This is a genomic window from Citrobacter sp. SX206, assembly GCF_024181025.1.
GTDB classification, from domain to species: Bacteria; Pseudomonadota; Gammaproteobacteria; order Enterobacterales; family Enterobacteriaceae; genus Citrobacter; species Citrobacter youngae.
In genome coordinates, this window is the sequence record NZ_CP049738.1 from 1,237,070 (window position 1) to 1,254,766 (window position 17,697).

Annotated in this window: 15 protein-coding genes; 13 read left to right on the plus strand and 2 right to left on the minus strand. The window is 55.5% G+C overall.

Annotation, left to right across the window (positions count from 1 at the left end; genetic code table 11):
* Positions 1–115 precede the first annotated feature (115 nt).
* The 11 genes from trmJ to sseB all read left to right on the plus strand — a co-directional run bounded on the left by trmJ (position 116) and on the right by sseB (position 8,826).
* Entirely contained in the window at positions 116–847 is a 732-nt protein-coding gene (gene trmJ, locus G8S19_RS06010; RefSeq protein WP_048218399.1) for a tRNA (cytosine(32)/uridine(32)-2'-O)-methyltransferase TrmJ, read from the plus strand.
* A 173-nt stretch (positions 848–1,020) separates the two neighbouring features.
* The gene (gene iscR, locus G8S19_RS06015) at positions 1,021–1,512 is read left to right on the plus strand and encodes a Fe-S cluster assembly transcriptional regulator IscR (protein WP_003037674.1); all 492 of its coding nucleotides are present in this window, start codon (positions 1,021–1,023) and stop codon (positions 1,510–1,512) included.
* A gap of 112 nt (positions 1,513–1,624) precedes the next feature.
* A complete protein-coding gene (iscS, locus tag G8S19_RS06020; RefSeq protein ID WP_253686309.1) occupies positions 1,625–2,839 on the plus strand; it encodes a cysteine desulfurase in 1,215 nt (404 codons plus the stop codon).
* Positions 2,840–2,864: 25 nt separating this feature from the next.
* Positions 2,865–3,251 carry a Fe-S cluster assembly scaffold IscU gene (iscU, locus tag G8S19_RS06025; RefSeq protein WP_002913991.1) on the plus strand — a complete coding sequence of 129 codons (387 nt, stop codon included), beginning with the start codon at positions 2,865–2,867 and terminating at the stop codon, positions 3,249–3,251.
* A 20-nt stretch (positions 3,252–3,271) separates the two neighbouring features.
* Positions 3,272–3,595, plus strand: a complete 324-nt coding sequence (gene iscA, locus G8S19_RS06030) for an iron-sulfur cluster assembly protein IscA (RefSeq protein WP_003037681.1) — start codon at positions 3,272–3,274, stop codon at positions 3,593–3,595.
* A gap of 108 nt (positions 3,596–3,703) precedes the next feature.
* Positions 3,704–4,219, plus strand: a complete 516-nt coding sequence (hscB, locus tag G8S19_RS06035; protein ID WP_124021371.1) for a co-chaperone HscB — start codon at positions 3,704–3,706, stop codon at positions 4,217–4,219.
* Positions 4,220–4,234: 15 nt separating this feature from the next.
* Positions 4,235–6,085: a Fe-S protein assembly chaperone HscA gene (hscA, locus tag G8S19_RS06040; protein ID WP_172742406.1), complete on the plus strand. Its 1,851-nt coding sequence runs from the start codon at positions 4,235–4,237 to the stop codon at positions 6,083–6,085.
* A 1-nt stretch (position 6,086) separates the two neighbouring features.
* Complete coding sequence (gene fdx / locus G8S19_RS06045; protein ID WP_003037690.1) at positions 6,087–6,422, plus strand: ISC system 2Fe-2S type ferredoxin; 336 nt, start codon at positions 6,087–6,089, stop codon at positions 6,420–6,422.
* 11 nt (positions 6,423–6,433) lie between these two features.
* Positions 6,434–6,634 carry a Fe-S cluster assembly protein IscX gene (gene iscX, locus G8S19_RS06050; protein WP_003037694.1) on the plus strand — a complete coding sequence of 67 codons (201 nt, stop codon included), beginning with the start codon at positions 6,434–6,436 and terminating at the stop codon, positions 6,632–6,634.
* Between the two features lie 61 nt (positions 6,635–6,695).
* Complete coding sequence (pepB, locus tag G8S19_RS06055; RefSeq protein WP_061068340.1) at positions 6,696–7,979, plus strand: aminopeptidase PepB; 1,284 nt, start codon at positions 6,696–6,698, stop codon at positions 7,977–7,979.
* 70 nt (positions 7,980–8,049) lie between these two features.
* Complete coding sequence (gene sseB, locus G8S19_RS06060) at positions 8,050–8,826, plus strand: enhanced serine sensitivity protein SseB (RefSeq protein ID WP_005120414.1); 777 nt, start codon at positions 8,050–8,052, stop codon at positions 8,824–8,826.
* Positions 8,827–8,862: 36 nt separating this feature from the next.
* Here sseB and timP read toward each other — a convergent pair whose 3' ends face one another.
* Both timP and sseA read right to left on the minus strand, forming a co-directional pair.
* Positions 8,863–8,991, minus strand: a complete 129-nt coding sequence (timP, locus tag G8S19_RS06065; RefSeq protein ID WP_371925579.1) for a small toxic inner membrane protein TimP — start codon at positions 8,989–8,991, stop codon at positions 8,863–8,865.
* Positions 8,992–9,330: 339 nt separating this feature from the next.
* Entirely contained in the window at positions 9,331–10,179 is an 849-nt protein-coding gene (gene sseA / locus G8S19_RS06070; RefSeq protein WP_061068338.1) for a 3-mercaptopyruvate sulfurtransferase, read from the minus strand.
* 206 nt (positions 10,180–10,385) lie between these two features.
* Here sseA and G8S19_RS06075 point away from each other — a divergent pair, with 206 nt between their 5' ends.
* Positions 10,386–15,317 carry an alpha-2-macroglobulin gene (locus G8S19_RS06075; protein WP_253686313.1) on the plus strand — a complete coding sequence of 1,644 codons (4,932 nt, stop codon included), beginning with the start codon at positions 10,386–10,388 and terminating at the stop codon, positions 15,315–15,317.
* Positions 15,318–17,630: a peptidoglycan glycosyltransferase PbpC gene (pbpC, locus tag G8S19_RS06080; protein WP_253686315.1), complete on the plus strand. Its 2,313-nt coding sequence runs from the start codon at positions 15,318–15,320 to the stop codon at positions 17,628–17,630. It abuts the gene before it with no gap.
* Positions 17,631–17,697: the final 67 nt, after the last annotated feature.

Genomic DNA, 17,697 nt, shown 5'->3' on the forward strand with positions numbered 1-17,697 from the left:
TCTCTCTCACTGGATGTTAAAGAACGGGAAAACGGCGCAGAGTATAGCAGCGAGTTCGGAATATGTCTTCGTTTTATGATAATATGCCCGAATAATCTTTAGCCGAAGAAATACAATGCTGCAAAATATTCGAATCGTGCTGGTGGAAACCTCTCACACTGGCAACATGGGCTCTGTAGCCCGCGCAATGAAAACCATGGGTTTAACCAATCTGTGGCTGGTAAATCCGCTGGTTAAACCGGACTCTCAGGCCATCGCTCTGGCGGCAGGTGCCAGTGATGTAATCGGCAGCGCGCAGATCGTCGATACTCTTGATGAAGCGCTGGCAGGTTGCAGCCTGGTAGTAGGCACCAGCGCGCGCTCCCGTACGCTACCGTGGCCGATGCTGGATCCGCGTGAATGCGGTTTAAAAAGCGTCTCTGAAGCGACGAATTCGCCGGTGGCGCTGGTGTTTGGCCGTGAACGTGTTGGCCTGACGAATGAAGAACTGCAGAAGTGCCATTACCACGTCGCTATTGCCGCGAACCCGGAATACAGCTCGCTGAACCTGGCGATGGCGGTGCAGGTCATCTCTTATGAAGTGCGCATGGCCTGGTTGGCAACGCAGGAAAGCGAGAAGACCACAGAATACGAAGAAGCTGAGTACCCGCTGGTCGATGATTTAGAGCGTTTTTACGGTCATCTGGAACAAACGCTGCTGTCGACCGGGTTTATCCGTGAAGGGCATCCGGGACAGGTGATGAATAAGCTGCGCCGTCTGTTTACGCGCGCGCGTCCTGAGAGCCAGGAGCTGAACATTTTGCGCGGAATTTTAGCTTCAATTGAGCAACAGAATAAAGGCAAGTAAACGTAACGCCTCCGGCAAGTAAAAATGGCACTGAAGGTTAAATACCTGACTAAATTAGTCAAGTAAATAGTTGACTGATTTAGTCGGGAATGTCAGACTTGCCCCTGCTATGCAATACCCCCATTTTACAATAAAAAACCCCGGGCAGGGGCGAGTTTGAGGCTAAGTAAGACATGAGACTGACATCAAAAGGGCGTTATGCCGTGACCGCAATGTTGGACGTTGCGCTCAACTCCGAAACGGGCCCGGTACCGTTGGCTGATATTTCTGAACGTCAGGGAATTTCCCTGTCATATCTGGAGCAGCTGTTTTCCCGTTTGCGTAAAAACGGTCTGGTTTCCAGCGTACGTGGACCAGGCGGCGGGTATCTGCTGGGTAAAGATGCCGGCAGCATCGCAGTAGGTGAAGTAATCAGCGCTGTGGACGAGTCTGTAGATGCGACCCGTTGCCAGGGCAAAGGCGGTTGTCAGGGCGGCGATAAATGCCTGACCCACGCGCTGTGGCGCGATCTGAGCGATCGTCTGACCGGTTTCCTCAACAACATTACGTTGGGCGAACTGGTGAATAATCAGGAAGTCCTGGATGTGTCTGGTCGCCAGCATACCCATGACGCTCCACGCACTAATCGTGCACAAGACGCGATCGACGTTAAGTTACGCGCATAATAATAGTATTTTAGAATCAGGCCGGGGCGTCAGACGCCCCGTTAACTCGGTCGTACATCCAGCCGGTTGCCTGATTCCTTGCATTGAAGCGATGTACGGAGTTTATAGAGCAATGAAATTACCGATCTATCTCGACTACTCCGCAACCACGCCGGTGGACCCGCGTGTTGCCGAGAAAATGATGCAGTGTCTGACCCTGGACGGAAACTTTGGTAACCCAGCGTCTCGTTCACACCGTTTCGGCTGGCAGGCTGAAGAGGCGGTAGATATCGCCCGTAACCAGATTGCCGATCTTGTGGGTGCCGACCCGCGTGAAATCGTCTTTACTTCCGGTGCGACTGAATCCGATAACCTGGCGATTAAAGGTGCAGCCAACTTTTATCAGAAAAAAGGCAAGCACATCATCACCAGCAAAACCGAACACAAAGCCGTGCTGGACACCTGCCGTCAGCTGGAGCGCGAAGGGTTTGAAGTCACCTACCTCGCCCCGCAGCGTAACGGCATTATCGACCTTCAAGAACTTGAAGCGGCAATGCGTGACGACACCATCCTCGTGTCCATCATGCACGTGAACAACGAAATCGGCGTGGTGCAGGATATCGCGACTATCGGCGAAATGTGCCGTGCACGCGGCATCATCTATCACGTTGATGCGACCCAGAGCGTGGGCAAACTGCCTATCGATCTGAGCCAACTGAAAGTGGACCTGATGTCCTTCTCCGGTCACAAAATCTATGGCCCGAAAGGTATCGGTGCGCTGTACGTGCGTCGTAAACCGCGTATTCGTATTGAAGCCCAGATGCACGGCGGCGGTCACGAGCGCGGTATGCGTTCCGGTACGCTGCCTGTGCACCAGATCGTCGGCATGGGTGAAGCATACCGTATCGCTAAAGAAGAGATGGAAACCGAGATGGCGCGCCTGCGTAGCCTGCGTAACCGTCTGTGGAACGGCGTGAAAGATATGGAAGAAGTGTATCTTAACGGTGACCTCGAGCAGGGCGCACCGAACATTCTCAACGTCAGCTTCAACTTTGTTGAAGGCGAGTCGCTGATTATGGCGCTGAAAGATCTGGCTGTATCCTCCGGTTCTGCATGTACTTCTGCAAGCCTGGAGCCATCCTACGTGCTGCGTGCGCTGGGGATGACCGACGAGCTGGCACACAGCTCAATTCGTTTCTCTTTAGGTCGTTTCACTACCGAAGAAGAGATTGACTACGCCATCAATCTGGTTCGCAACTCCATCGGCCGCCTGCGTGACCTTTCTCCACTGTGGGAAATGTTCAAACAGGGCGTGGATCTGAACAGCATTGAATGGTCACATCACTAATCGGTACCGATAAGGAGAATTCAGCATGGCTTACAGCGAAAAAGTAATCGATCATTACGAGAATCCACGTAACGTGGGTTCTTTTGACAACAGCGACGAGAACGTGGGCAGCGGCATGGTGGGTGCACCAGCCTGTGGCGACGTGATGAAGTTGCAGATCAAAGTCAACAATGAGGGTATCATTGAAGACGCGCGTTTCAAGACTTACGGCTGCGGTTCCGCTATTGCTTCCAGCTCTCTGGTTACCGAATGGGTAAAAGGGAAATCTCTGGACGAAGCACAGGCGATTAAAAACACCGATATCGCCGACGAGCTTGAACTGCCACCGGTGAAAATTCACTGCTCTATTCTGGCTGAAGACGCGATTAAAGCCGCGATTGCGGATTACAAAAGCAAACGTGAAGCAAAATAATTAAGAGTTGAGGTTTTATTATGTCGATTACCTTAAGCGACAGTGCAGCAGCGCGTGTAAATACCTTCCTGGCAAACCGCGGTAAAGGGTTTGGTCTGCGTCTGGGCGTGAGAACCTCCGGCTGCTCAGGTATGGCCTATGTACTGGAATTTGTTGACGAGCCGGCGGCTGAAGATACCGTGTTTGAAGACAAAGGCGTAAAAGTTGTGGTCGACGGTAAGAGCCTGCAATTCCTCGACGGTACGCAGTTAGACTTCGTCAAAGAAGGTCTGAACGAAGGGTTTAAGTTCACTAACCCGAACGTGAAAGACGAATGTGGATGCGGCGAAAGCTTCCACGTGTAACGCGCTTACTGATAACCCCACCGTGGTCGCCTGCGCGTGGGGTTTGTTTTACCTGACTCTCTGGTTTTGCCTCATCGAACAACAGAGAATCGATGCCCTGAGAATGTTATGGACTACTTCACCCTCTTTGGCTTACCGGCCCGTTATCAGCTCGATACTCAGGCGCTGAGCCTACGTTTTCAGGATCTACAACGTCAGTATCATCCTGATAAATTCGCCAGCGGTTCCCAGGCGGAACAACTTGCTGCGGTTTCGCAGTCCGCCACTATCAACCAGGCCTGGCAAACGCTGCGTCATCCTTTGATGCGCGCTGAATACTTATTGTCTTTACACGGCTTTGATATCCGCAGCGAGCAGCATACGGTGCGCGATACCGCGTTTCTGATGGAACAGCTTACGCTTCGCGAAGAGCTGGACGAAATTGAACAGGCAAAAGACAGTCAACGTTTAGATGCGTTTATGCAACGCGTCAGCGAAATGTATAACGTTCGTCATCAACTGATGGTGGAACAGCTGGATAGCGAGACGTGGGACGCAGCGGCAGATACCGTGCGTAAGCTGCGTTTTCTCGATAAACTGCGAAGCAGTGCAGAACAACTCGAAGAAAAACTGCTCGATTTTTAATTTCCGGAAGCGAAAATGGCCTTATTACAAATTAGTGAGCCTGGTCTGAGCGCCGCGCCGCACCAGCGTCGTCTGGCGGTAGGTATCGATTTAGGCACCACCAACTCCCTGGTTGCGACCGTACGCAGCGGCCAGGCCGAAACGCTGGCAGACCATGAAGGTCGCCACCTGTTGCCGTCAGTGGTTCACTATCAGCAGCAGGGCTACTCTGTTGGTTACGATGCCCGCGCCAATGCCGCGCTGGATACGGCAAACACCGTCAGTTCGGTAAAACGCATGATGGGCCGCTCTCTGGCAGATATCCAGGCGCGTTACCCGCATCTGCCTTATACCTTCCAGGCAAGTGAAAATGGCTTGCCGATGATTGAAACCGCTGCCGGTTTGCTTAATCCGGTGCGCGTCTCCGCTGACATTCTGAAAGCGCTGGCCGCGCGGGCAACCGAATCACTGTCCGGCGAACTGGACGGCGTGGTGATCACCGTTCCGGCTTACTTTGACGATGCACAGCGTCAGGGGACCAAAGACGCCGCGCGTCTGGCGGGTCTGCACGTATTGCGCCTGCTGAACGAACCGACCGCAGCTGCGATTGCCTATGGTCTGGACTCCGGTCAGGAAGGCGTGATTGCGGTCTACGATCTTGGCGGCGGTACTTTTGATATTTCTATTCTGCGCCTGAGTCGCGGCGTATTCGAAGTGCTGGCGACCGGCGGTGATTCCGCGCTCGGCGGCGACGACTTTGACCATCTGCTGGCGGATTACATTCGCGAGCAGGCGGGTGTTGCCGATCGTAGCGATAACCGCGTACAGCGCGAACTGCTGGATGCCGCTATTGCAGCGAAAATCGCGCTCAGCGATGCCGATTATGTGACGGTTAATGTGGCGGGATGGCAGGGTGAAATCACCCGTGAAATCTTTAATGAACTCATTTCCGCACTGGTCAAGCGTACGCTGCTGGCCTGCCGTCGCGCGCTGAAAGATGCGGGCGTGGAGCCGCAGGATGTGCTGGAAGTGGTGATGGTCGGTGGTTCAACGCGCGTGCCATTGGTGCGTGAACGCGTCGGTGAATTTTTTGGCCGTACGCCGCTGACTTCTATCGACCCGGACAAAGTGGTCGCCATTGGTGCGGCAATTCAGGCGGATATTCTGGTCGGGAACAAACCAGACAGCGAAATGCTGCTGTTGGACGTTATCCCGCTGTCGCTCGGTCTTGAAACTATGGGCGGTCTGGTGGAGAAAGTGATCCCACGTAACACCACTATCCCGGTGGCGCGCGCGCAGGATTTCACCACCTTTAAAGATGGCCAAACCGCGATGTCCATTCACGTGATGCAGGGCGAACGTGAGCTGGTGCAGGACTGCCGTTCACTGGCGCGTTTTGCGCTGCGCGGCATCCCGGCATTGCCAGCTGGCGGCGCACACATCCGCGTGACCTTCCAGGTGGACGCCGATGGTCTGCTGAGCGTCACCGCCATGGAGAAATCCACCGGCGTTGAGTCCTCAATTCAGGTTAAACCGTCCTACGGTCTGACCGACAGTGAAATCGCCTCCATGATTCAGGATTCGATGAGTTTTGCCGAGCAGGACGTTAAAGCCCGTTGGCTTGCAGAACAGAAAGTCGAAGCGGCACGCGTACTGGAAAGTTTATCCGGTGCGCTGAACGCTGATGCCGCGCTGTTAAGCGCCGCAGAACGTCAGGCTATCGACACCGCCGCCGCGCACTTGAGCGAGGTTGCACAGGGTGACGATGTTGACGCGATAGAACAAGCCATTAAAAACGTAGACAAACAAACCCAGGAATTCGCTGCTCGCCGCATGGACAAATCCGTCCGTAGCGCGCTGAAAGGCCATTCCGTGGACGAGGTTTAATATGCCAAAGATTGTTATTTTGCCTCATCAGGATCTCTGTCCCGATGGCGCAGTTCTGGAAGCTGAGACCGGCGAAACCATTCTTGACGTTGCCCTGCGTAACGGTATCGAGATTGAACACGCCTGTGAAAAATCCTGTGCCTGCACAACCTGCCACTGCATCGTACGTGAAGGTTTTGATTCTTTGCCGGAAAGCACAGAAGAAGAAGACGACATGCTGGATAAAGCCTGGGGACTGGAGCCGGAGAGCCGTTTAAGCTGTCAGGCACGTGTCACCGAGGACGATTTAGTGGTCGAAATCCCACGTTACACAATCAATCATGCACGTGAGCATTAACAGAGGGTAGTATGGGACTGAAGTGGACCGATAGCCGTGAAATCGGCGAAGCGCTGTACGACGCGTTCCCCGATCTCGACCCCAAGACCGTTCGTTTCACCGATCTGCACCAGTGGATCTGTGACCTGGAAGAGTTCGATGATGATCCACAGGCATCGAACGAAAAAATCCTTGAGGCCATTTTGCTGGTCTGGCTGGACGAAGCCGAATAAGTCAACGGGCTGCCCACGGGCGGCCCGTTTTCCTGTATGCGCGAAAATAAGGATAAATAAAATGACAGAAGCCATGAAAATTACGCTTTCCACGCAACCCGCCGATGCCCGCTGGGGTGAAAAGGCGACATACAGCATTAATAATGATGGCATTACCCTGCACCTGAACGGGAAAGATGACCTCGGCCTTATCCAGCGCGCCGCCCGTAAAATTGACGGCCTGGGTATTAAACATGTCCAACTGGACGGTGAAGGCTGGGATACCGAACGTAGCTGGGCGTTCTGGCAGGGCTACAAAGGACCAAAAGGCACCCGCAAAGTTGAGTGGGCCGCTCTGGATGAGGCGCAGCGCAAAGAGCTGGATAACCGCCTGAAAATTATTGACTGGGTGCGCGATACCATTAACGCCCCGGCAGAAGAGCTGGGCCCGGAACAGTTGGCGCAACGCGCAGTAGACCTGCTGTGCTCTGTTGCCTGCGATAACGTCTCTTACCGCATCACTAAAGGCGAAGATCTGCGCGAGCAGAACTACATGGGATTGCATACCGTAGGTCGTGGATCTGAACGTCCGCCAGTATTGCTGGCGCTGGATTACAATCCAACTGGCGATAAAGAAGCGCCGGTTTATGCCTGTCTGGTTGGCAAGGGAATTACCTTTGATTCCGGCGGATACAGCATCAAGCAAAGCGCATTTATGGACTCGATGAAGTCTGATATGGGCGGTGCGGCCACGGTGACCGGCGCGCTGGCGTTCGCCATCACCCGTGGTCTGAACAAGCGCGTTAAGCTGTATCTGTGCTGCGCGGATAACCTGATCAGCGGCAACGCCTTTAAGCTCGGTGATATTATTCACTATCGCAACGGTAAAAAAGTTGAAGTGATGAATACCGATGCCGAAGGACGTCTGGTACTGGCCGATGGCCTGATTGACGCCAGCGCGCAAAAACCAGAATTGATCATTGATGCTGCCACGTTGACTGGCGCGGCGAAAACGGCACTGGGCAACGATTACCACGCGCTGTTTAGCTTTGACGATCAACTGGCTACCCGTCTGCTGGCAAGTGCGGCGCAAGAAAACGAACCGTTCTGGCGTCTGCCGTTGGCAGAGTTCCACCGTAGCCAGCTGCCGTCTAACTTTGCCGAGCTGAATAATACCGGCAGCGCGGCTTATCCGGCGGGTGCCAGCACTGCGGCGGGCTTCCTGTCCCATTTCGTGGAAAACTATCAGCAGGGCTGGCTGCACATCGACTGCTCTGCAACCTATCGCAAAGCTCCGGTTGAGCAGTGGTCTGCGGGCGCAACCGGTCTGGGCGTGCGTACTATCGCGAATCTGCTGACCGCATAATTCATGATTGTATGGCCGGATGGCGCTACGCTTATCCGGCCTACATGTATTTATCCAATTTGTGATCCTTATGTCCGAAACAAAAAACGAATTAGAAACCCTGCTGGAGCAAGCGGCGACAGAGCCTGCGCATCGTCCGGCATTTTTCCGTACTTTACTGGAGTCTACCGTCTGGGTGCCGGGTACTGCCGCAGAAGGTGAGGCGGTGGTTGAAGACAGCGCCCTCGACCTTCAGCACTGGGAAAAAGAAGACGGCACCACCGTGATCCCGTTCTTCACCTCCCTGGAAGCTCTGCAGCAGGCGGTTGAAGATGAGCAGGCATTTGTCGTCATGCCGGTGCGTACATTGTTTGAAATGACGCTCGGCGAAACGCTGTTTCTCAACGCGAAACTGCCGACCGGCAAAGAATTTATGCCGCGTGAAATCAGCCTGCTGATGGGGGAAGAAGGGAATCCGCTCAGCACCCAGGAAGTACTGGAAGGCGGTGAATCGCTGATCCTCTCTGAAGTCGCTGAACCTCCGGCGCAGATGATTGACTCGCTGACTACGCTGTTTAAAACCATTAAGCCGGTAAAACGCGCGTTTCTCTGCTCGATCAAAGAAAGTCCGGATGCCCAACCCAACCTGCTGATTGGCATTGAAGCCGATGGCGATATTGAAGAGATTATTCATGCCACGGGGAGTGTTGCAACGGATACGTTACCGGGTGATGAACCGATTGATATCTGCCAGGTGGTGAAAGGTGAGAAAGGGGTCAGCCACTTTATTACCGAACACATCGCGCCTTTCTACGAGCGTCGCTGGGGCGGTTTCCTGCGGGATTTCAAACAGAACAGGATTATCTGAGTAAAGGAAAGCCGCCCCGTAGGGCGGCTACCTGGCTTACTTGCCCTGGGCGCTGAGCGTCACGCGTGCAAAATTACCTGAGTAACTCCGATCACCGTGAAGACACAACGCGCCAGATACAACAAGCACGATACAGAAGTACCGTATTTTCATTGCGCGGTCCATGCGAAGACCGCATCACGACAGCACCACTGGCGATCATGCCGTGATAGCAAGCACTGAGGTGCGCCTGCGTATACGGCCATACAATGACCTTCCCTAAAGCCAGTGCCCGTTTGCGAGACAGCGGAAAGGGCCGCTCAGAATAATACATTAAATGTTGAATAGTTTCCCTGTTAATTAACTTGACTTTTATTCTCTTAAACCGGAATATTGAGCTCCTGAGGTGTGCCTGCGTTGCTATGGCAACACAGCCTGCTGGAAAGGCCGCGAACCGGACTGGCACAAAAAAACCGCTCATTTGAGCGGTTTTTTTGTGGGCGAAAAAGATGTGTAAATCAGATTTTATTTAGTTTCGGGTTCTACCGGTAAATCGTTGCGCGCTCCCCATTCGCTCCATGCGCCGTCGTACAGCGCGACGTTGGAAACGCCCAGCGTCGCAAGCGCCAGCACCACCACGGCCGCCGTTACGCCGGATCCGCAACTGGCGATTATCGGTCTGTCAAAGCTCACGCCGTGGCTGAAGAAAATAGCATCCAGCTCATCGGTGGTTTTCAGTTCGCCGTCACGAACCAACTCTGTCCACGGTACGTTCAGCGCACCGGGAACATGGCCGCGCTTGAGGCCTGGTCGGGGTTCGTCAACTTCTGCGTTAAAACGCGCAGCCGGGCGCGCATCGACAATCTGTGCGGTTTTTTCATGGCTGGCCAGCAGGACATCGGTCACCCGCACGACGGCCTCTGGCGTAAACACGGCGTCAAATTCACCTTCGGGCAAGTCAACATTTCCTGTCTGCAAGGGGAGCTCATCACGCTGCCAGCTCGCAAAACCGCCTGCCAAAATGGAGACATTTTCGACGCCAAATGTGCGCAGCATCCACCAGGCACGTGGGGCAGAAAACAGATTGCCATCGTCGTAGATGACCAGGTGTTTATCCTGATGTACGCCCAGCTCGCGCATGGCGACGGCGAAAGCCTCCGGACGTGGCAGCATATGCGGTAACGCAGAAGTATGGTCGGAGAGCGCTTCGATATCAAAAAAGACCGCACCAGGAATATGGCCGGCGCGATACTCCTCGCCAACATCGCGATCTTCCTGGCCTGGAGGTGCCATCCGGGCATCAAGAATTTGTATTTCCGGGTCGTCAATATGTTCGACAAGCCAGTCGGCAGCGACAAAGAAGGCGGTAGTCATAGGCATCTCCATTTTTACCAGGTTTCGGCAAATTGTCGGATGTTTGGTGCAAAGCGACAAGTAAAAGAGGCTGATTTGTCAGGTGGTCCCACATTAATCACGAAAATTCAGACAACAACATCTTATTACTGACTTCCACCTGCTGAAATCTGACGCATAATAGTTGTTCTACGTTGCTAACGGGCCACTCAGGCCAGGGATGAAAAATGAAACATTTACGCGTAGCGGCCTGTATGCTGATGTTGGCGCTGGCGGGGTGCGATAATAACGATAAGCCGTCGACGACGGCAAAAAATGATACGCCCGCCCCACAGACCACACCGGCAAAAGATCCGGCGCAATTACAAAAGCTGATGCAGCAAAGCCAGGGCAAGCCGTTGACGCTGCTGGATTCCTCAGAAGTCCAGTTGGATGGTGCGGCGACGCTGGTGCTGACTTTTTCTATTCCTCTCGATCCTGAACAAGATTTTTCTCGCGTACTGCACGCTGTCGATAAAAAAAGCGGCAAAGTGGATGGGGCCTGGGAGCTGGCACCAAACCTGAAAGAGCTACGCTTACGCCATCTCGAACCCAACCGCGAACTGGTGGTGACCATCGAGCGTGATTTGCTGGCGCTGAATAAAGCGACGTTCGCTATCGACTATGAAAAAAATATTACCACCCGCGACGTCCAGCCAAGCGTAGGCTTTGCCAGTCGCGGCTCGCTGCTGCCGGGCAAAGTCGTCGAAGGACTGCCGGTAATGGCGCTGAACGTCAATAGCGTGGATGTGAACTTCTATCGCGTGAAGCCCGAGTCGCTCGGCGCATTTGTCAGCCAGTGGGAATACCGCAATTCGTTGTCTAACTGGGAATCCGACAATCTGCTGAAAATGGCGGAGCTGGTTTATACCGGGCGCTTTGACCTCAACCCGGCGCGTAACACCCGTGAGAAGCTGCTGCTGCCGCTCAGCGAGATTAAGCCGTTGCAGCAGGCGGGCGTTTACATTGCGGTGATGAATCAGGCCGGACATTACAACTACAGCAATGCCGCCACGCTGTTTACGCTCAGCGATATTGGCGTGTCCGCGCACCGTTACCATAACCAGCTGGATGTCTTTACGCAGAGCCTGGAAAACGGCGCTGCGCAGCAGGGGATTGATGTCACCTTACTCAATGAGAAAGGGCAGACGCTGGCACAGGCGACCAGCGATGCGCAGGGGCACGTGAAGCTCGAGACGGATAAAGATGCCGCCTTATTGTTGGCCCGTAAAGACGGGCAGACCACGCTGCTGGATCTGAAGCTCCCGGCGTTGGATCTGGCTGAATTTGATATTGCCGGCGCGCCGGGATACAGCAAACAGTTCTTTATGTTCGGCCCCCGCGACCTCTATCGACCCGGTGAAACGGTGATCCTCAACGGATTACTGCGCGACAGCGACGGCAAAACGTTGCCTGACCAGCCGGTGAAGCTGGAGGTTGTGAAGCCTGACGGACAGGTTTTACGCACGGTAGTTAGCCAGCCGGAAAACGGTCTGTACCGCTTTAGCTGGCCGCTGGACAGCAGCGCGCCAACGGGTATGTGGCATATTCGTGCTAATACGGGCGACAACCAGTCACGGATGTGGGATTTCCACGTCGAAGATTTTATGCCTGAGCGGATGGCGCTCAATCTCTCCGCCAATAAGATCCCGGTGGCACCAACTGATGACGTGAAGTTTTCGGTAGTGGGCTACTACCTGTACGGCGCGCCCGCTAACGGCAATGCTCTGCAAGGGCAGCTTTTCCTGCGCCCGCTGCGCGAAGCGGTGCAGGCATTGCCGGGGTTCCAGTTTGGTAATATTGCCGAAGAAAACCTGTCCCGCAGCCTCGATGAAGTTCAGCTTACGCTGGATGACCACGGACGCGGCGAAGTGACCACCAACAGCCAATGGCAGGAGACGCATTCTCCGTTACAGGTGATCCTGCAAGCCAGCCTGCTGGAATCGGGCGGTCGCCCGGTGACGCGTCGGGTTGAACAAGCTATCTGGCCTGCGGATACGCTGCCGGGTATTCGTCCGCAGTTTGCGGCGAAAGCCGTCTATGACTACCGCACCGATACCACCGTGAATCAACCTATCGTTGATGAAGACAGCAACGCCGCGTTCGATATCGTGTATGCCGATGCGCAAGGCGAGAAAAAAGCGGTATCCGGTTTGCAGGTGCGTTTGATCCGCGAGCGACGAGATTATTACTGGAACTGGTCTGAAGGCGAGGGCTGGCAATCACAGTTCGATCAAAAGGATCTGGTTGAAGGTGAGCAGACTCTGGATCTTAAGGCCGATGAAACCGGTAAAGTCAGTTTCCCGGTTGAGTGGGGCGCCTATCGTCTGGAAGTGAAAGCCCCTAATGATGCGGTGAGCAGCGTACGCTTCTGGGCCGGTTATAGCTGGCAGGATAATAGCGACGGCAGTGGGGCTGTGCGTCCCGATCGCGTGACGCTGAAACTGGACAAACCCAGCTATCGTCCCGGTGATACCATGAAGCTGCACGTTGCCGCTCCCGCTGCTGGCAAAGGTTATGCGATGGTGGAATCCAGCGAAGGCCCGCTGTGGTGGCAAGAAATAGACGTACCGGCGGATGGTCTCGATATCTCCATCCCAATCGATAAAACCTGGAATCGCCACGATTTGTATCTTAGTGCGCTGGTGGTTCGTCCTGGCGACAAGTCCCGTTCGGCAACGCCAAAACGTGCGGTCGGTTTACTGCATTTACCGTTAGGTGATGAAACCCGTCGTCTGGCGCTGGCGCTGGAAAACCCGGCGAAAATACGTCCAAACCAGCCGTTGACCGTCAAGATTAAAGCCAGCGTTAAAAATGGCGAGATACCAAAACAGGTTAACGTGCTGGTCTCTGCCGTTGATAGCGGAGTGCTGAATATTACCGATTACGCCACGCCGGATCCGTGGCAGGCGTTTTTCGGGCAAAAACGCTATGGCGCGGATATTTATGATATTTACGGCCAGGTGATCGAAGGGCAAGGACGTCTGGCAGCGCTGCGCTTTGGTGGTGACGGCGATGAATTAAAACGTGGCGGTAAGCCACCGGTTAATCACGTCAATATCGTGGCGCAACAGGCGCTGCCGGTCACGCTTAACGAGCAGGGCGAAGGTACGGTGACGTTACCTATCGGTGATTTCAACGGCGAGCTGCGGGTAATGGCGCAGGCCTGGACGGCGGATGACTTTGGCAGCAGCGAAAGCAAAGTGATCGTCGCCGCGCCGGTGATTGCTGAACTGAACATGCCGCGCTTTCTGGCGGGGGGCGATACCTCGCGCCTGACGCTGGACGTAACCAACCTGACTGATAAACCGCAAACGCTGGACATTAAGCTCGCGGCCAGCGGTTTACTGGAGCTGGTTGGACAAGCCCCTGAACCGGTAAATCTGGCGCCGGGCGTGCGTACGACGTTGTTTGTTCCGGTACGTGCGCGGGAAGGTTTTGGCGATGGCGAAATTCAGGCGCAGATAAGCGGCCTGACTCTGCCGGGTGAAACGCTGCCTGCTCAGCATAAACAGTGGAAGATTGGCGTGCGTCCGGCGTTTCCGGCGCAAACTGTTAACCACGGCGTCGCGCTCCAGCCGGGCGAAACATGGCAGCTTCCGGGCGAAGAACTGGCGAATTTCTCACCGGTAACGATGCAGGGACAACTGTTGTTCAGCGGTAAACCGCCGCTGAATCTGGCGCGCTACATCCGCGAACTGAAAGCTTACCCTTACGGATGCCTGGAGCAAACGGCGAGCGGGTTGTTCCCGTCCTTATATACCAACGCCGCGCAGTTGAAGGCGCTAGGTATCGCGGGCGACAGCGACGAAAAACGCCGTGCGGCAATAGAGCTTGGCATCTCCCGTTTACTGCAAATGCAGCGTGATAACGGCGGTTTTGCGCTGTGGGATAAAAACGGCCCGGAAGAGTACTGGCTGACCGCGTACGTGATGGATTTCCTCGTCCGGGCGAATGAACAGGGCTACAGCGTCCCGGCTGAGGTGATTAACCGGGGTAACGAGCGGTTGCTGCGCTATTTGCAGGATCCGGGCATGATGTCGATTCGTTATACCGACGATTCATCAGCGAGCCGGTTTGCGGTGCAGACCTACGCCGCGCTGGTACTGGCCCGTCAGCAGAAAGCCCCGCTCGGCGCATTGCGGGATATCTGGGAGCGTCGTGCGCAGGCGGCTTCCGGTTTACCGCTGTTGCAGCTGGGGATCGCGCTGAAAAACATGGGCGATGCCAGTCGCAGTGAACAGGCGGTGACGTTAGCGCTGAACACGCCGCGTCGCGATACGCAACAGTGGATGGCGGATTACGGCAGTCAGCTACGCGACAACGCGCTGATGCTGGCATTACTGGAAGAGAACAAGCTCAAACCTGACGTGCAGAATACGCTGCTGAACACCTTGTCAGAACAGGCCTTTGGGCAGCGCTGGCTCTCAACTCAGGAAAATAATGCGCTGTTCCTTGCCGCGCGTACGCTACAGGACTTGCCTGGCACGTGGCAGGCGCAAACGTCACTCTCAGCGCAACCGTTAGCAGGGGAGAAATCACAAACCCGCAGTCTGGAAGCCGACGCGCTGTCTACGCTGAGCGTTACCAATACCGGTAGTCTGCCGCTGTGGCTGCGTCTGGATGTGAGTGGTTACCCGCAAACCTCGCCGACGCCTGCCAGCAACGTTTTGCAGATTGAGCGCCAAATTCTGGGAACCGATGGGCGCAGCAAATCGCTGGAGTCTCTGCGCAGCGGCGAGCTGGTACTGGTCTGGCTGGAGGTGAAAGCCAGCCAGAACGTACCGGATGCGCTGGTGGTCGATTTACTGCCAGCGGGCCTGGAGCTGGAAAACCAGAATCTGGCCAACGGCAGCGCCAGCCTGCAGGACAGCGGTAGCGAAGTGGCGAATCTACTCAATCAGATGCAGCAGGCGGATATCCAGCACGTTGAGTTCCGTGACGATCGCTTTGTCGCCGCGGTGGCGGTCAACGAAGGGCAGCCGGTGACGCTGGTGTATCTGGCTCGAGCGGTAACGCCGGGAACGTATCAGGTTCCCGTCCCGCAGGTGGAATCAATGTACGTTCCGCAGTGGCGGGCGACCGGCGCGACAGAGGGACTGCTGATTGTCAGACCGTAAATGATGCGCGGGTTAGGTAAACGCGGCTGCTGGCTGTGGCTGGCAGCCGTTGCGCTGGTTGTTGTGGGCGCTGTGTGGGCGGCAGATAAAATCTGGCCGCTGCCGCTTCACGAAGTTGATCCGGCGCGTGTCGTGGTGGCCTATGATGGTACGCCGCTCTGGCGCTTTGCCGACGCGGACGGCATCTGGCGTTATCCGGTGACCATTGAAGATGTCTCGCCCCGCTATCTCGAGGCGTTAATCAATTACGAAGATCGCTGGTTCTGGAAACATCCCGGCGTCAATCCGTTTTCTGTACTGCGCGCGGCATGGCAGGACCTCTCCTCAGGACGCGTGGTTTCGGGCGGCAGTACGCTTACCATGCAGGTCGCACGATTACTCGATCCCCATCCGCGAACCTTCGGCGGCAAGTTTCGCCAGCTCTGGCGCGCATTGCAGCTGGAATGGCATCTCTCCAAACGCGACATCCTGACACTGTATCTCAACCGTGCGCCGTTCGGCGGTACGCTGCAGGGCGTGGGGGCGGCAAGCTGGGCTTATCTTGGTAAATCACCCGCGCAATTGAGTTACTCCGATGCCGCGCTGCTGGCTGTTTTGCCACAGGCACCGAGTCGCTTGCGTCCGGATCGCTGGCCGGACCGCGCTGAAGCGGCGCGTAATAAAGTGCTCGAACGTATGGCCACCCAGGGCATTTGGCCTGCCAGACAGGTACAGGAGTCGCGTGAAGAACCGGTCTGGCTGGCGCCCCGGCAAATGCCGCAGTTAGCACCGTTATTCTCGCGCATGATGCTGGGAAAAAGCCGAAGCGATAAAATCGTGACTACCCTAGATGCCGGATTGCAGCGTCAACTGGAAGAGCTGGCGCAAAACTGGAAGGGGCGCTTACCTGCACGCAGTTCGCTGGCGATGATTGTAGTCGATCATACCGATATGAGCGTGCGTGGCTGGGTCGGCTCGGTAGATATGAATGACGACTCCCGTTTTGGTCATGTGGATATGGTGAATGCGATCCGTTCGCCGGGCTCGGTGCTAAAGCCGTTTGTTTATGGTCTCGCGCTGGATGACGGACTCATTCATCCGGCTTCATTGTTGCAGGATGTCCCGCGGCGAACCGGGGACTATCGACCGGGGAATTTTGACAGCGGTTTTCATGGCCCGGTGAGTATGAGCGAAGCGCTGGTGCGCTCGCTGAATTTACCCGCCGTGCAGGTTCTTGAAGCCTATGGTCCAAAGCGTTTTGCCGCATCGTTACGTAACGTCGGTTTACCGCTGTATCTGCCCGCGGGGGCCGCACCGAATCTGTCGCTGATTTTGGGCGGTGCGGGGGCAAGGCTTGAGGATATGGCGGCGGCGTACAGCGCCTTTGCCCGCCAGGGGAAAGCGGGAAAACTGCGTCTGCAGCCAGACGATCCACTGCTGGAACGTCCGTTGATGTCGGCGGGCGCGGCGTGGATTATTCGCCGCATTATGGCTGACGAAGCGCAACCGCTGCCGGATAACGCGCTGAGCCGCGTGGTGCCGTTGGCGTGGAAAACGGGCACCAGCTATGGCTATCGCGATGCGTGGGCGATTGGTGTTAACGCCCGTTATGTGATTGGCATCTGGACCGGCAGGCCAGACGGTACGCCGGTGGTGGGACAGTTTGGTTTTGCCAGCGCCGTGCCGTTGCTCAATCAGGTCAACAATCTTTTGCTCTCTCGCGGGACAAATCAGCCGGAAGATCCACGCCCTGAATCCGTGAGTCGCGGTGTGGTGTGCTGGCCGGGCGGGCAATCTCTTGCCCCCAGTGACAGCAACTGCCGTCGCCGTCTGGCAACCTGGTTACTGGATGGCAGTCAGCCGCCAACGTTATTATTGCCCGAGCAGGAAGGGGTTAATGGAATTCGTTTTCCTGTCTGGCTGGATGATGAAGGCAAACGTGTGGCGGCGGATTGTCCGCAGGCGCACGAGCAAACGTTAATCGTCTGGCCGTTGCCGCTGGAGCCATGGTTACCGGAATCAGAACGCCGTGGGGCGAGATTACCGCCAGTTTCTGCCACATGTCCGCCGCTGGGACAAGACGCTTCGCAGCCGTTGCAGTTGACAGGCATTCGCGATGGCGCGATTGTGAAGCGTTTACCCGGTTCTGCTCAAGCCTCATTGCCGGTGCAAACCAGCGGTGGGAGCGGTGAACGATGGTGGTTTCTTAACGGTGAACGGCTGGATGAACGCGGACGTCGTCTGACGCTACAGCTGGCGACCAAAGGGGATTATCAACTGCTGGTGATGGATGACGCCGGACAGGTAGCGACGGTGAGATTTTCGTTGCAGTAGACCAGTTGGTCACTGTTTGTTGCTAAAATTCATCTTATTTTAAAGAAATGTTATCTTCGTCAATAGT

Coding starts and splice junctions, on each gene's coding strand:
- sseB (WP_005120414.1), top strand. CDS start 8,050: ATGTCCGAAACAAAAAACGAATTAGAAACCCTGCTGGAGCAAGCGGCG.
- hscB (WP_124021371.1), top strand. CDS start 3,704: ATGGACTACTTCACCCTCTTTGGCTTACCGGCCCGTTATCAGCTCGAT.
- iscS (WP_253686309.1), top strand. CDS start 1,625: ATGAAATTACCGATCTATCTCGACTACTCCGCAACCACGCCGGTGGAC.
- iscU (WP_002913991.1), top strand. CDS start 2,865: ATGGCTTACAGCGAAAAAGTAATCGATCATTACGAGAATCCACGTAAC.
- trmJ (WP_048218399.1), top strand. CDS start 116: ATGCTGCAAAATATTCGAATCGTGCTGGTGGAAACCTCTCACACTGGC.
- iscX (WP_003037694.1), top strand. CDS start 6,434: ATGGGACTGAAGTGGACCGATAGCCGTGAAATCGGCGAAGCGCTGTAC.
- hscA (WP_172742406.1), top strand. CDS start 4,235: ATGGCCTTATTACAAATTAGTGAGCCTGGTCTGAGCGCCGCGCCGCAC.
- sseA (WP_061068338.1), bottom strand. CDS start 10,179: ATGACTACCGCCTTCTTTGTCGCTGCCGACTGGCTTGTCGAACATATT.
- iscR (WP_003037674.1), top strand. CDS start 1,021: ATGAGACTGACATCAAAAGGGCGTTATGCCGTGACCGCAATGTTGGAC.
- iscA (WP_003037681.1), top strand. CDS start 3,272: ATGTCGATTACCTTAAGCGACAGTGCAGCAGCGCGTGTAAATACCTTC.
- G8S19_RS06075 (WP_253686313.1), top strand. CDS start 10,386: ATGAAACATTTACGCGTAGCGGCCTGTATGCTGATGTTGGCGCTGGCG.
- pepB (WP_061068340.1), top strand. CDS start 6,696: ATGACAGAAGCCATGAAAATTACGCTTTCCACGCAACCCGCCGATGCC.
- pbpC (WP_253686315.1), top strand. CDS start 15,318: ATGATGCGCGGGTTAGGTAAACGCGGCTGCTGGCTGTGGCTGGCAGCC.
- timP (WP_371925579.1), bottom strand. CDS start 8,991: ATGGACCGCGCAATGAAAATACGGTACTTCTGTATCGTGCTTGTTGTA.
- fdx (WP_003037690.1), top strand. CDS start 6,087: ATGCCAAAGATTGTTATTTTGCCTCATCAGGATCTCTGTCCCGATGGC.